General features: G+C 45.4%; 15 protein-coding genes. 13 read left to right on the plus strand and 2 right to left on the minus strand.

Annotation, left to right across the window (positions count from 1 at the left end; genetic code table 11):
• The first annotated feature begins 115 nt into the window (after positions 1 to 115).
• From ACYCSE_RS18330 to pyk, 5 genes are all read left to right on the plus strand, one after another.
• A complete protein-coding gene (locus tag ACYCSE_RS18330) occupies positions 116 to 613 on the plus strand; it encodes a phosphatidylglycerophosphatase A family protein (RefSeq protein ID WP_023987905.1) in 498 nt (165 codons plus the stop codon).
• 152 nt (positions 614 to 765) lie between these two features.
• Positions 766 to 954, plus strand: a complete 189-nt coding sequence (locus ACYCSE_RS18335) for a hypothetical protein (protein ID WP_013309585.1) — start codon at positions 766 to 768, stop codon at positions 952 to 954.
• A gap of 180 nt (positions 955 to 1,134) precedes the next feature.
• Entirely contained in the window at positions 1,135 to 2,028 is an 894-nt protein-coding gene (accD, locus tag ACYCSE_RS18340) for an acetyl-CoA carboxylase, carboxyltransferase subunit beta (RefSeq protein ID WP_013309586.1), read from the plus strand.
• On the plus strand, positions 2,029 to 3,012 hold the full coding sequence (locus ACYCSE_RS18345; protein ID WP_061828687.1) for an acetyl-CoA carboxylase carboxyltransferase subunit alpha: 984 nt from the start codon (positions 2,029 to 2,031) through the stop codon (positions 3,010 to 3,012).
• Between the two features lie 125 nt (positions 3,013 to 3,137).
• Positions 3,138 to 4,568: a pyruvate kinase gene (pyk, locus tag ACYCSE_RS18350; protein ID WP_029516614.1), complete on the plus strand. Its 1,431-nt coding sequence runs from the start codon at positions 3,138 to 3,140 to the stop codon at positions 4,566 to 4,568.
• A 96-nt stretch (positions 4,569 to 4,664) separates the two neighbouring features.
• Here pyk and ACYCSE_RS18355 read toward each other — a convergent pair whose 3' ends face one another.
• A complete protein-coding gene (locus ACYCSE_RS18355; protein WP_459699227.1) occupies positions 4,665 to 5,561 on the minus strand; it encodes a LysR substrate-binding domain-containing protein in 897 nt (298 codons plus the stop codon).
• A 207-nt stretch (positions 5,562 to 5,768) separates the two neighbouring features.
• Between ACYCSE_RS18355 and ACYCSE_RS18360 the strand changes: the two genes are divergently transcribed.
• From ACYCSE_RS18360 to ACYCSE_RS18390, 7 genes are all read left to right on the plus strand, one after another.
• Positions 5,769 to 6,692, plus strand: coding sequence for a phosphate ABC transporter substrate-binding protein (locus ACYCSE_RS18360; protein ID WP_039269889.1), 924 nt, complete (start codon positions 5,769 to 5,771; stop codon positions 6,690 to 6,692).
• A 106-nt stretch (positions 6,693 to 6,798) separates the two neighbouring features.
• A complete protein-coding gene (gene pstC / locus ACYCSE_RS18365; protein WP_013370343.1) occupies positions 6,799 to 7,731 on the plus strand; it encodes a phosphate ABC transporter permease subunit PstC in 933 nt (310 codons plus the stop codon).
• Positions 7,731 to 8,627: a phosphate ABC transporter permease PstA gene (pstA, locus tag ACYCSE_RS18370; RefSeq protein ID WP_061828684.1), complete on the plus strand. Its 897-nt coding sequence runs from the start codon at positions 7,731 to 7,733 to the stop codon at positions 8,625 to 8,627. The genes pstC and pstA overlap by 1 nt, the downstream gene beginning before the upstream one ends.
• Positions 8,628 to 8,644: 17 nt before the next feature.
• Positions 8,645 to 9,487: a phosphate ABC transporter ATP-binding protein PstB gene (pstB, locus tag ACYCSE_RS18375; protein WP_061828683.1), complete on the plus strand. Its 843-nt coding sequence runs from the start codon at positions 8,645 to 8,647 to the stop codon at positions 9,485 to 9,487.
• Between the two features lie 288 nt (positions 9,488 to 9,775).
• Positions 9,776 to 11,065: a pectate lyase gene (gene pelA, locus ACYCSE_RS18380; protein WP_459699228.1), complete on the plus strand. Its 1,290-nt coding sequence runs from the start codon at positions 9,776 to 9,778 to the stop codon at positions 11,063 to 11,065.
• 134 nt (positions 11,066 to 11,199) lie between these two features.
• Positions 11,200 to 11,718, plus strand: a complete 519-nt coding sequence (locus ACYCSE_RS18385) for an acyl-CoA thioesterase (RefSeq protein ID WP_061828681.1) — start codon at positions 11,200 to 11,202, stop codon at positions 11,716 to 11,718.
• Positions 11,715 to 12,113: an FxsA family protein gene (locus ACYCSE_RS18390; RefSeq protein WP_013309596.1), complete on the plus strand. Its 399-nt coding sequence runs from the start codon at positions 11,715 to 11,717 to the stop codon at positions 12,111 to 12,113. The genes ACYCSE_RS18385 and ACYCSE_RS18390 overlap by 4 nt, the downstream gene beginning before the upstream one ends.
• 29 nt (positions 12,114 to 12,142) lie before the next feature.
• Here ACYCSE_RS18390 and ytvI read toward each other — a convergent pair whose 3' ends face one another.
• Positions 12,143 to 13,261, minus strand: a complete 1,119-nt coding sequence (gene ytvI / locus ACYCSE_RS18395; protein ID WP_061828680.1) for a sporulation integral membrane protein YtvI — start codon at positions 13,259 to 13,261, stop codon at positions 12,143 to 12,145.
• Positions 13,262 to 13,606: 345 nt separating this feature from the next.
• Between ytvI and citZ the strand changes: the two genes are divergently transcribed.
• Positions 13,607 to 14,719 carry a citrate synthase gene (citZ, locus tag ACYCSE_RS18400; protein WP_028542893.1) on the plus strand — a complete coding sequence of 371 codons (1,113 nt, stop codon included), beginning with the start codon at positions 13,607 to 13,609 and terminating at the stop codon, positions 14,717 to 14,719.
• The last annotated feature ends 83 nt before the right edge of the window (positions 14,720 to 14,802 follow it).

Genomic DNA, 14,802 nt, shown 5'->3' on the forward strand with positions numbered 1-14,802 from the left:
TCCTTCCCGCATACACTTGGAAAACTGGCGGAACAGGAGATTCAACACGTCCCCTGCACCATAAGGTCCCGTACGGTGAAAGAATAGACTGCACGGTGAAAGCGGGAGGGAAATTATGTCCTATGAATATGCAGAAACTTTGTTAAATCGCAGAGGCATTCGTATCGAGTCCATTGCGGACATTGTTTTTCAGCTTCAGCTAAAATATTATCCTCATTTGACGATGGAAGAATGTATAGACAGTGTCAAAGCGGTTTTACAAAAGCGTGAGGTTCAATATACGTTGCTCACAGGTATTGCGCTCGATGAGCTGGCCGAAAAAAAACTTCTCCCCCAGCCATTGCAAGCCATTATGGAGGCTGACGAACCGCTGTACGGAGTGGACGAGACACTGGCTCTTGGAATTACGAGTGTGTACGGCATGATCGGCTTAACCAGTTTTGGTTATCTGGATAAGGAAAAGACGGGGATTATTGAACAGCTGAACCAAAAAGGCAGTGGTATTCATGTGTTTTTAGACGATCTTGTCGCCGGACTAGCTGCCGCTGCTTCTTCGCGCATTGCACATCGGAGCCTCCATGCCAAGCATTATCCTGCATCATTGGACGCTTAATTGACCTGTGTAGACAGAGTTGATGATTTTCTAGGCCCTCCGACGAACTTGAATGATCAGGAGGGCTTTTGTTGCGGGAAAAAAGTAAGGTATGTTATCATGAGTCTATTATATGGGCTCAAAACTTGAGGCTTAGGGGGTAGAAACAAGGCATGTGGACGGTGATTTATATTGCACCGACGGCCAGACTGGCTGACATGATTAAGCTCAAACTGTCTGAAGAAGGTTTTATGGTGCAGGCCCGGGCCATCAGCGCGTCCAAGCAACAGTTTGAGATACTTGTGCCTTCGGGTGAAGTCGAAGAAATACAGGAAGTGCTTAATTCGATTTTGCGCCCTTGAGTCCGGAACGGCGGAAGTGATACAGCAGCATGAGTGGAACAAAGGATGCACGATCGGCGGTAAAGTTTTAGTAACAGGCGTTGACGTGTGTATGAACATAATGCTTAAAGGTGCCGCATAGACGGCAGAGGACCTTGTATCGGTTACGGCTGACAAATAAACGGCTGGAGAGGTGTAGTTGTGTTTAAAGATTTATTCCAAAAGAAGCGTAAATACGCGACCATCCCTTCGGAACGGGCGCTGAGCGGCGATCAAGCGGACATGCCGGATCGTCCCAAACGGGAAATTCCCGAAGGTCTTATGACCAAATGTGGCAAGTGTGGAAGTATTCAATACAGCAAAGAACTAGAGAAAAATTTGAAAGTGTGTCCGGTGTGCGGATACCATATGCGTTTGAATGCTATGGATCGCATTCGCATGGTGCTCGACGAAGACACGTTTACGGAATATGATGCCGATATGATTTCGGTTGACCCGCTGGACTTTCCGGGATATGCGAGCAAGCTGGAGCAACAGACCCTGAAATCTGGCTTGCGAGAGGCTGTCGTTACGGGCGACGGCCTTATTTATGGACATCCTGTTGTCGTTGCTGTGATGAGCTTTGACTTTTTTACTGGCAGTATGGGTTCGGTCGTAGGAGAGAAAATTACCCGCGCCATTGAGCAAGCAATAGACAAGCGTCTGCCGCTAATTATTTTCTCAACTTCCGGCGGGGCACGTATGCAGGAAAGTATTTTAAGCTTGATGCAGATGGCCAAAACAAGTGCTGCTCTTGCTCGTCTGGATGAGCAGGGCTTGCTGTATATTTCTGTTATCACCGACCCGACTACAGGTGGAGTGTCCGCCAGCTTTGCTACGCTTGGAGATATTAATATCGCGGAGCCAGGAGCTGTATTCGGCTTTGCAGGGCGTATTGTAATTGAACAGACAATCAGACAGAAGTTGCCGGATGATTTTCAAACATCCGAATTTAATTTGCAGCATGGACAATTGGATATGGTTGTACACCGCAAGGAACTGCGTGATACCCTCGGGCAACTGCTTGATCTGCACAGTGTGAAAGGGGTGGAATAGATGGCTGGTGAATTGCCTTATGAAAAGCCCCTGGTCGAGATGCGACAGAAGATCGAAGAACTCAAGCAATTCGGACAGGATAAGCAAATTGATTTTACAGATGAAATCAACCGTCTCGAGGAACGTTATCTCGAGATGGAAGAAGAAATATATTCGAACATTACAGCACCACAAAAAATGCATTTGGCCCGTCATCATCAAAGACCAACGTCTCTTGATCTGATTGAGCAGGTGTTTACGGACTTTATTGAATTACACGGCGACCGCTTGTTTGGAGACGATCTGGCGGTTGTGGGCGGAATTGCCAAGCTAAATGGTATTCCGGTGACCGTCATTGGTCAACAGCGTGGTAAGGATACGAAAGATAACATTGCACGTTTCTTTGGTAGTGCTCATCCGGAAGGATTTCGTAAAGGCTTGCGTCTTATGCAGCAGGCTGATAAATTCAAACGCCCTGTTATTACATTTATTGATACGAAGGGCGCTTATCCGGGTAATACAGCAGAGGAGAGAGGTCAATCGGAAGCGATTGCCCGCAACTTGCGGGAGATGGCAAAGCTTTCGGTGCCTGTTATTTGTGTGGTCATCGGCGAGGGTGGAAGCGGCGGTGCGCTTGCGTTTGCAGTCGGTAACCGTGTGCTGATGCTGGAACATGCCATTTATTCGGCCATTTCTCCAAACGGTGCAGCTTCGATTCTATGGAAAGATGCTTCCAAGGCCGATCAGGCAGCTGAAGCCATGAAGATTACGGCTAATGACCTCCTGCGCATGGAAATTATCGAGGATATTGTGCCGGAGCCGAAAGGGGGCGCGCATCGTAACTATGAAGTGACTGCTGCCGCAATCAAGGAGCTATTGGAACGTCATTTGGCAGATCTTACGAATATGAGCTGCGATGAATTGAGGGAAGATCGGTATCAAAAATTCCGAAAAATAGGTCAATACACCTTCTTGAAGCCTTCGGAATCTGAGCCTATGTTGTAATACGCTGTAAACGGGTAACAATAAATATGACGAACTTCCTATACAAATAGGAAAAAGTGTAGTAGATTTAATTGTTGGAAAAAGATATAAAGAGTAGCACCTTTGAAAACGGAGGAAAAACCCAAATGCGCAAAACTAAGATTGTATGTACCATCGGTCCTTCCAGTGAGTCATTGGAAAATGTGAAGAAACTGATTCTGGCTGGTATGAACGTAGCCCGCCTGAATTTCTCTCACGGTGATTTCGAGGAGCATGGCAACCGGATTAAAAACATCCGTCAAGCTTGTAAGGAGCTTAACAAAAACGTTGCTATTTTGCTCGATACGAAGGGGCCGGAAATCCGGACAGGAAAGCTCGAAGTTGAACCTATTGAGCTTGTTCAGGACGAGTTCATTACGCTGACAACGGAAGAAATTCTCGGTACGCAAGATCGTATTTCCATTACGTACAAAGATCTTCCCTCGGACGTGGAGCCCGGCTCCACCATTCTGATCGACGATGGTCTGATCGGACTCACCGTTATTGAAGTATCAGGCACTGAAATCAAATGCCGCATTGTTAATGGCGGAACGATCAAAAGCAAGAAGGGCGTTAACGTTCCAGGCGTTGCTATTTCTTTGCCTGGTATTACTGAAAAAGATGCTAATGATATCATTTTCGGTATTGAGCAGGACATTGATTTCATCGCGGCTTCTTTTGTTCGTAAAGCAAGTGACGTTCTGGAAATCCGTGAATTGCTGGCGAAACACAACGCAAGTCATATCCAAATCATTTCCAAAATAGAAAATCAGCAAGGTGTTGACAACCTGGATGAAATTTTGGAAGCTTCAGATGGCCTGATGGTTGCTCGTGGTGACCTCGGTGTGGAAATTCCTGCTGAAGAAGTGCCTCTGGCGCAAAAATTGATGATTAACAAATGTAATGTAGCTGGCAAGCCTGTTATTACGGCAACACAAATGCTGGATTCCATGCAACGTAACCCGCGTCCGACTCGTGCGGAAGCAAGTGACGTGGCGAATGCTATTTTTGACGGAACAGACGCAATTATGCTGTCCGGCGAAACAGCTGCGGGTAAATATCCGGTAGAATCCGTATTGACGATGTCACGTATTGCAGAAAAAGCTGAGTCCTCTCTGAACTACCGTGATTTGTTCAAGAAACAAAGAACGGCTCAAGAAATTAGTATTACAGAAGCAATCAGCCAATCTGTTTCTATTTCTGCACTTGACCTGCATGCCAAAGCGATCCTGACGTCCACACAAAGCGGAACAACGGCGCGTATGATTTCTAAATACCGTCCTGAAGCTCCGATTGTTGCTGTGACAACACAGGAAAGAACAGTTCGCCGTTTGGCTCTGATCTGGGGCGTACATGCAGTACAAGGCAGACCAATCGTTGACACAACAGATAGTCTGTTTGACAACGCACTGGAAGGCGGTCGCAAATCTGGCCTCGTTAAAGAGGGCGATTTGGTTGTAATTACTGCGGGCGTACCTCTTGGTGATTCCGGTTCTACGAACCTGATCAAAATTAGCTGCGTTCCAGCACAAGCGTAATTAAAGTCTCCATGACATAATACCGAGGCTGCATCGTTACAACAAGCAAAAGAGCATTCAAGTCAATAAGACTTGGATGCTCTTTTTTTATGTTCTCTAGCTTTTCATTTCCAGTCCTTCTCGTCGTATGAAATCAAGAAATGCCTGTTGCATCAAGTTCATGTGTGTATCTTGTTGATACACGATGTTAATTTGATAATGGCTCCTTTGGTTATCAGCCTCGGGATAAGGAAGCCATTCCACCGAGGGAACAGCATTTTCATTATTATCCACTCCGCTTGCAGGAAAGAAGGCAAGCGCTTCTCCGCCGCTTACGACTTGCTTTACCGCTTCCCAAGAGTTGATTTCCAGATGAGGCTTAACTAGAGAGGAATACTGATCTACAACTGATGAACCGCTATATTTTACCCATGTGTGCTTGTCCAGCACATCGGGTCCATCGACCTCCTCTAATTTGAATGCAGGTGCAAGTGCAGATGCAGAACGGATAACTCCTACTTGATCTGAAGCCACTGGCTCTGCCACCGTATACTCTGGAAGAGAATCTCTATCGTCGAGAAAAGCAAAATCAATTTCCCCCTGTTTCAGTAGCTGCTTAATTGCATCCGGGGATTGAATCTCCAACTGAATACGACAATCTGGATACCGCTCAGCAAACTTAGCCATCAAAGTGGGGAGGAGATACGTACCTGATATCGACTCTGCACTCAGATGTAATTGCGCCTGTGACTCTTTTGTCAGTTTATCTACAGCTTGTCTAGCTTCTTGCTCCAGAGAGATGATCTGCTTTGCGTAAGGTAATAATTTTTTTCCGGCTTCCGTTAGTATAATCCTGCCTTGTTGAAGAGAGAATAGGGAAACACCCATTTCCTTTTCCAAGCTTTTCATATGAAAGCTGACGGTAGGTTGTTTGACTTGCAAAGCTTCGGCCACATCCGTCGCCTTATGGAATTTGTCGATCAGCATCAAAATACGCAATTTTAGAATATTCATGGAATCCAACAGCTCTCCTTATATGTCATTCATATGTGAATTTCGAACTATAGATTAATTATATACCGAAAAATAATTTATCTATCAATATTTTATATTTGTTTTACAAAACCACGTCGTTCGTCTAACATTCCAGGCCTACAATGTAAAAGTGTTGATGGTCATAAATAAAAAACCGTCACTTAACTAAGGGGAGGACAATAAAAAATGTTGAAAAAATGGCCGTTCATTCTGATGACTCTCACCATGGTATTTGCACTTGCAGCTTGCGGATCAGGTAACAATGCTGCACCACAAGGAGAAGCTGCTACAGGAACAGACAATAAAGCAGCTGCTGAACTGACAGGGAACATTCTGGCTGTTGGCTCCACTGCACTTCAACCATTGGTAGAGCAAGCGGGACAAAAATTTATGGCTGTCGATAAATATAAAGGCATTGCAGTTCAAGTGCAGGGCGGCGGTAGCGGTACTGGCTTGACTCAGGTTTCCGGCGGACAAGCGGACATCGGTAACTCCGACGTGTTTGCAAAAGAAAAACTGGAGAGCGGCGCAGATGAGCTGGTCGATCACCAAGTAGCTGTTGTAGCCATGTCAGCGGTAGCGAATCCTAAAGTAGGCGTTACAGACCTGAAAAAAGATCAATTGGTACAAATCTTTACAGGTAAAATCACGAACTGGAAAGAAGTTGGCGGTGCAGATCAAAAAATCGTTATCGTAAACCGTCCAAGCAGCTCCGGTACTCGTGCAACATTTGAAAAATACGCATTGGGACAAAAAACGGAAGATCTGCCGGGCTCCATTCAAGAAGATTCCTCCGGTACTGTGAAAAAGCTGATTGCTGAAACACCGGGTGCGATTGGTTATCTGGCTCTGTCCTACATCGACAACACAGTAACTGCTTTGAAATACGATGGCGTTGAAGCTAACGTTGAAAATGTAGAACAAGGTAAATATCCAGTGTGGGCTTACGAGCATATGTACACTAAAGGTGAGCCAAAAGAGCATGTGAAAGCATTCCTGGACTACATTCTGTCAGATGAAATCCAAAAAACGGATGTCGTAGACTTGGGATACATTCCAGTAGCAGGTATGCAAGTGAAACGTGATGCTGACGGTAATATCACGAAATAAGGAGAGTCACACCTCCTGTTCGATGAACGCAGCTAACGCGAGTATATTCACGAAGAAGAGGCGGACTAGCGTCCGGCCTCTATTCTTCGGTTAAAGGAGTTACAGTATGGAACCAATTGAAGGGAAGGCATACATGGAACAGAATAAACGATCCCGAGTTATGAAAGAAAGACATTACTGGGAAGAATGGACCGGCCGCATATATACGTCGGTTTGTGTCGTTTTTTTAGTTGCAGTCATTGTCTCCATCGTATATTTTGTTGCCTCCAAAGGTGTAGCTACATTTGCGGTGAATGGAGTCAGTCTGCGAGAGTTTTTCTTTGGAACCAAATGGAGCCCGGATGGCGAGCCTAAGTCCTTCGGCGCGCTTCCGTTTATTACGGGTTCTTTTGCAGTAACCATACTGGCGGCTTTAATTGCCAGTCCACTCAGCTTATGTGCGGCTTTATTTATGACGGAAATCGTGCCGAAATCGGGTAAACGTATCCTTCAACCTGCGATTGAATTATTATCCGGTATTCCGTCTGTTGTATATGGCTTTGTCGGCTTGACCGTGATCGTCCCGCTGCTGCGGAACGTGTTTGGAGGACAAGGCATCGGCATTCTGGCAGGCTGCCTAGTGTTGTCAGTCATGATTTTGCCGACGATAACGAGTATTATGGCAGATGCGTTGTCTTCCTTGCCGGGGGGGCTGCGTGAATCCTCTTATGCTTTGGGTGCTACTCGCTGGCAGACAATTGCCCGTGTTATTATTCCGACGCTGTTGCCTGCTCTTTTAACAGGAATTATTCTCGGTATGGCTCGTGCCTTCGGAGAAGCGTTGGCTGTACAGATGGTAATCGGGAATGCTCCGCATATACCGCATTCCTTGCTGGAATCTGCTTCGACCTTGACCAGCGTCATTACACTAAGCATGGGTAATACAGCGATGGGCTCCGTTCATAACAATGCTCTCTGGAGCATGGCGCTTGTTCTTCTGCTCATGACATTCATTTTCGTGCTGCTGGTAAGGCTGCTTGAAAGGAGAAACCGGGTTTGATGAAAGCTAAAACGACCGACAAGATCGCTACATTTGTAATCTGTTTCTTCGCCTTGTTCATTGTTGCACTTTTGGTTGGATTACTGGGCTTCATTTTGGCCCGCGGAGTCAGTCATATTTCTTTTGACTTTTTAACCAGTGCTCCCCAAACATTACGTGCAGGCGGTGGTATTGGCCCACAACTATTTAATTCCGTATTTTTGTTAATCTTAACTTTGATTATCACCATTCCGATTGGCTGGGGCGCAGGTATTTACATGGCGCAATATGCAAAGCCGGGGAAAATTACGGACTTTATACGACTTGTCGTCGAAGTATTGTCCTCTTTCCCGTCTATCGTCATCGGATTGTTTGGACTACTACTTATCGTAAATACGTTTGATTTTGGCTTTTCCCTCTTATCAGGAGCCTTGGCTTTGGCCGTATTTAACCTACCGCTGATGGTTCGCACAACGGAGCAGGCTTTCCGAGCTGTGCCGAAGGAGCAAAAGGAAGCTGGACTTGCGCTTGGATTGTCCAAGTGGAAAATCATCACCTCCATTTTGTTGCCAGCTGCGCTGCCAAGCTTGATTACGGGTACCATTTTGGCCGCAGGCCGTATTTTCGGGGAAGCCGCAGCATTGCTGTTTACAGCAGGGATGAGTACGCCGCCGCTTGATTTTACTGATTGGAATCCATTGCATGCCAGATCGCCTATTAACCCGATGCGACCTGCTGAGACATTGGCTGTCCATATTTGGAAGGTCAACAGTGAGGGGATTGCTCCCGACTCCAAAGATATCGCTGCAGGCGCTTCTGCCGTACTGGTGCTGCTTGTGCTTACATTCAACTTGAGTGCAAGATGGTTCGGAAGAGTTGTATACCGCCGTCTGACAGCTGCCAAACGTATGGATTAGAAAGGGGATGGAGAACAATGGAACATGTGATTACGCGAACGGTAAAAACCGCCGCACCAGCAACATCCGTTCAGTCTACGCGTTCGGAACAGCTTGCGGGGCAACCGCCGCATCCGTTCAGTACTGAGGATTTGAGTATTTATTATGGCAGCTTTGAGGCTGTGAAAAAAGTGAATCTGGCCTTTCCGGAACAGACAGTGACTGCCCTGATCGGGCCTTCCGGCTGCGGTAAATCGACCTTTTTGCGCTCCCTTAATCGGATGAATGATGAGATTGCGTCTTCCTCTACAACGGGACATATCTGGATGGATGGACAGGATTTGACGGCACCGGAAACGGACGTGATCAAGCTGCGTCAGCAAATTGGCATGGTGTGGCAACGTCCCAATCCTTTTTACAAATCCATTTACAATAATATCGCCTTCGGTCCTAAATACCGTGGGGTGCGCAAGAAGAAACAGCTTGATGAAATCGTCGAAAGTAGCCTGCGTAAAGCAGCATTATGGGACGAGGTCAAGGATCGCCTTCACGACTCCGCTCTGGCGCTGTCTGGCGGGCAACAGCAGCGGCTTTGCATTGCACGTGCACTATCCGTTCAGCCGAAAATTCTATTGCTTGACGAGCCAGCTTCCGCGCTGGACCCTGTGTCTACAGGCAAGGTAGAAGAGCTCATCACCGAATTAAAAAAAGAACTGCGCATCGTTATTGTGACGCACAATATGCAGCAGGCTGCACGGATTTCCGATTATACTGCTTATTTTTATATTGGAAGTCTGGTTGAACATGGGAAAACGAACGATATTTTCACGAATCCTGAAAATGAGCTTACTCAGGAGTACATCATGGGTCGATTTGGTTAAGCGATGTTGCTCATCGACCTACTATATATGAGCTGCACGTAAAATCCTCTTACTAATCCAGCATTAGTAAGAGGATTTTTATTGTGTTCAACGTTTTGTAACTTTTTTAATCTATTAGTAAATTAAAATATATTGATCGTTTGGGTATATTTTCATATAATACAACTAACTATTTATCATGCATAAATAGTGGTTTAGTTCCCCTCGCTATCAAAAAGAATCTTCAGCAAGAGTAAATAGGGTTAAACTGAACACAATTACCCAAATCAAAATAAGGGAGAGGTTCAAATGAAAAAGAAGATGTGTCCAACCGTAAAGATGATAGCGCTTTCAAGTTTGGCGATTACAGTAACGTCAGGACTCCTAAGTCCCTCATGGGCTGCGGCACAGGAGATGGTGTCGACTACATATGATTCAGGACGTGAATCGGCGACTGCTTCTTATGAACTTACCACAGATTCAGCTGTGGGACGGGACGTTTATGGTGGTGATGTAAATTCAGGTGTTTTGGATCGTGAGCCATTATTTGGGCTGTCAGCTGTGGCGAAGCCAACCGCTGTTGTGAATACAGACAGCCTCTTGAACAAAATGCGCGACTTTAGCAAGTTTTCTACGGGGGATATATCCAAGGATACGACGCTTGCCTTAAATATTGTATCCTGGCAATTGCCGCATGGCGGATTCTTCAAAGCTATGGAAAAGAATTATAAATCCAAATGGGATGGCAAAGCTGCACGCTCCACATGGAAAAGCAAGGATGGTGTTGAACTCGGAACGTTTGATAACGAGGCCACGACAACCGAGATTCGTTTTTTAGCGGATGTATACAAAAAAACCAAAAATAAAGATATTAAGAACAGTGTACAAAAAGCAGTCGACTTCGTACTAACCTCTCAATATTCCTCAGGTGGCTGGCCTCAGGTATACCCTAAACGTGGTAATTATTCCGATGCTGTAACTTATAATGATGATGCAATGGTCAGAGTTATGGTTTTGGCTGACGATATTGTGAACAAGAAGCAGCCGTTTGATAGCGATATTCTGGATAACTCTTACCGCTCCAGGCTTCAGCAAGCGCTAAACAAAGGTATCCAGTACACAATTAAATCTCAAATTGTAAATAATGGTACACCAACAATCTGGGGTGCACAGCACGATCCTGCTACTTATGCATCTGTTGAAGCCCGGTTATTTGAGTTACCTTCCAAAACAACTACAGAATCAGTAGGCATTACTGCTTTTCTCATGTCCCAGCCGCAAACCGCTGAAGTGAAAAAAGCGGCTCAGAGTGCTTTGAAATGGTTTGACGCGAACCGAATCGACGGTATCAAATACAATCGTCAAGGTCCGGAGTTTTTCCAAAAGGATGCATCGAGCGTAATGTGGTATCGGTTCTATAATGTGGAAGACAATAAATATTTCTTTTCAGACCGGGATGGCAAAAAGTATACCGACATCATGAAAATTAGTGAGGAAAGACGACTTGGTTACGCCTGGGCGGGAAGCCAGGCTAAGAGCTTGCTCAAGCTGGCTTCGGATAGCGGATATTATAAACTGTCCAAGCCGTTGCCACAATAATAAAGGCATTATTATATATGATTGGAGAGGGGGGACCGTTCGGTCTGCCCTTTTTTTGTTCCCGGGCTGTAAATATGGTTTAATGGAGAGAGGGTAAAATAGAGATAAAGATGCACAAAGATAGGAGAGCTTGTATGACTCAAGAGGAGAAACAAACGGAATTACGCTGGTATGGCGCACCGCTACGCGTCCGTTATCAGGAAAGCGACCAGATGGGGGTCGTATATCATGCGAATTATTTGAACTGGTTTGAGATCGGGCGCACCGAAATGATCCGACAGGCGGGTTTTAACTATCGGAGTATGGAGGAACGAGGAGTCTTGCTGCCAGTTATTGAAATCAATGCGAAATATGCGAGTCCTGCTCGATATGATGATTTAATTACCGTTTATACCGCAATTACGGACTTCTCCAGACTACGTCTAAACTATATCTATGAGGTTCGACGGGTAACGGAAGATGAGCATCAAAGGTATATGGGAAAGGTATGGACCCAGGCAGACACGCTGCCGGGAGAATTGCTTGTCACAGGGATGACACGGCACGTATGGTTGAACACCGAATGGAAGCCCGTTCGACTGGATCAGGCGCTACCTGAGCTGTACACTGCATTAAGGTTTGCTTTTACAGGCGGGGAGGGACAGAAGTCATGATGATGCGTAAACGTCTGTGGCTGTTGCTGCTGCTCATTCCTTTGGCGGAGCTGTACGGGTTTATATGGGTAAGTCACTGGATTGGAGCGGGCAAAACGATTTTACTCATCATTCTGACGACCCTAATCGGGGCTGCCATGATGCAATTTGAAGGTCGTAAGGTGATTGCCGATGCGAAAAATGAAATGAACCGGGGACAAATGCCCGGCCGTAAAATGCTGGATGGATTATGTGTCTTTTTCGGTGGGAGTTTGCTGCTTATCCCTGGATTTTTAACAGATATTATTGGTTTTACGTTGGTGTTTCCTTTAACACGAGCGTTGTACCGACGGTTTTTATTGAAGTGGCTGGAGAAAAAAATGAAGAACGGCAGTATTACGTTTCGGCGGTTTTGACGTGAGCTGCCGTTTTTCCTATCCCTGATTTAGCGGACTCTTCCAGCGAGAATATAGTTGCGCAAGTCCTGAATGACATTCGCGCGATTCAGTGCATCAACGACAATGAGTGATACAGGTCCGATAATTAGTCCTAAAACGCCAAACAGCTTGAGCCCGATGAACATACCGATGAGGGTGGGAAGCGGGTTCAAGCCCACGCTGCTGGCCAGCACCTTAGGCTCCACGATCTGTCGTCCAATCAACAGGATGATATAAAGGATCGACAATCCTACTCCTAGTGCCAAATTACCAGACATATACGCATACAGTATCCACGGAATCATCACAATGCCAACCCCCAAATAAGGTAGCAAGTCCACCAGCCCGATCATCAAACCGATGGTAAAGGCGGATTCCACACGCAATATGAACAGCCCAACAATGACCGTTAATGCCGTAATGGATATGATAATGAACTGTGCGCGCAAATAGCCGTACAGTGCTTTACGCAAATCGTGCCATATATCCGACAATGGCTTGCGAATCGTATCAGGAATCGTGTTTGAGAGCATCCGACTATGTCGGTCCCAATCCTTACTAATAAAAAAGGCTGCTAATACAATAACCATTAGAACTGCTCCCATATTAGGCAGAGAGGTCAGCAAGTTCAAAACTCCATTAAAAAATTGAGCGACTAGCGTAGTGACAGCCGAACTGACAGTTTGAGTTGTCTTATCAATATTACTGTTAATGGTATGTTGGTAATCCGGATTATCTCTGATAAAATGGTTAATTTCAATAATTACATTTTGAATCAAATCGCTTTGTGTCCAATCGATAAATAGACTTTTAAAACGCTCAATATGTCCGTCAAAAGTCATGGCCAACTTTATAACTTCTCGGACCATGCGGGTGATTGCCGCAGATAGGATAATTGCAATTCCACCTAAATATACAAATAATGAGACCGTGACAGCCGTCCAACGTGGCATACGGGCTTTGCTACGCAGAAAACCAACCAGTGGATTCATGGCATAAGCCACAAGCCAGGCGAATAGGAAAGGATAGACGAGAGGGAAAAGCACATATATGCCCAGTAACAGAGCTACAATCACGATTGCCACCCATAGAGCACGAAATATGCGATTCAGGATTAACCGGCTCAAGCTCTCACGGCTCCTTTCTTTTACGATAGTTTTTCATAAAATAAATGCTCTACTATACATATGCGGGAAAGGGGGGAGACAAGACCTGTGTAAAAAAGTGCAAATGAATCAATATTTATTGTAAGGGGTTTCAAAAATTTATTTATGGAAGCGATAAAACATTTGAATGTGTTGGAATAGCCCTCAATGTTCACATAAACGACAAAATCCAGTATAGTGAAAGAAGGTTTAAATATTGACATATGGCGTTAACATTACTCAGCTATTTAAAAGACATATCTTACTTTTGAAAATGTTTACATTGCAAGTCCGTTCACAATGTTTTTACAAAGGAGAGATGTAACGATGACAGCGACTAAAGGTCTGGAAGGGATCGTAGCGACCACTTCCTCCATAAGCTCTATCGTAGATGGCGTTCTCACGTACCGGGGTTATAACATTGATGATTTGGCTGTTAACGCCGATTTTGAAGAGGTAGCTTATTTGTTGTGGTTTGGAAAATTACCTGATAAGGAGCAATTGCAGGAGCTTCGCAACCAGTTAAGCGAATACGCTGCTATTCCGGATGAAATTGTTACTCAATTAAAGTTATATCCGAAAAATTTGAGCACGATGGCTGCCTTGAGGTCAGCCGTATCGTCTCTCGCTTTGTATGACCCAGAGGCGGATGATATGTCGAGAGAGTCTAATGTGACCAAAACCGTCAAGCTTCAGGCGCAATTGCCTACCATTGTGGCAGCTATAGCACGTATACGCGAGGGCTTGGAGCCGATTGCGCCTAAAAAAGGTATTTCCATTGCTGAAAACTTTTTGTATCAGCTGACTGGCAAGGACCCGGAGGAGACGGCTATTAAAGCGTTCAATCAGGCTCTCGTGTTGCACGCCGATCATGAATTAAATGCTTCTACCTTTGCTGCGCGTGTAACGGTAGCCACATTGTCGGATATTTATTCCGGAATCACGTCTGCAATTGGAGCTTTAAAAGGACCACTGCATGGTGGGGCCAATGAGGCTGTGGCCAAAACGCTGGAGGAGATTGGTGGCTTGGATCAGGTGGACTCCTATATTCAGGCGAAACTGGATAACCGCGAAAAAATTATGGGCTTTGGACACCGAGTCTATAAAAACGGTGATCCGCGTGCCAAGCATTTGCACAAAATGTCCCGCGAACTGGGGGAAATGAACGGCGACACAACGTTGTTTGATATGTCAGTTCGAATTGAAGGAATTGTAACAGGGCAAAAAGGCTTGAAGCCCAATGTGGATTTTTATTCTGCCTCTGTGTATACCCAGTTGGGTATCAAGAGAGACCTGTTTACACCTATTTTTGCTGTGAGTCGTGTATCCGGGTGGACCGCACACATTTTAGAGCAGTATGAAAATAACCGCCTGATTCGTCCTCGCGCCGAATATACAGGTCCAATGGATCAAAAATATGTATCACCAGAGTTGCGCTAACCCTTTGTTGAAGGAAGATTGAGGTTGTATACCCTGAATTTAAAAAATAAGGTACAATAGAGGGGACGACGAGAGATGTACGT

Source organism: Paenibacillus sp. SEL1 (assembly GCF_054602535.1).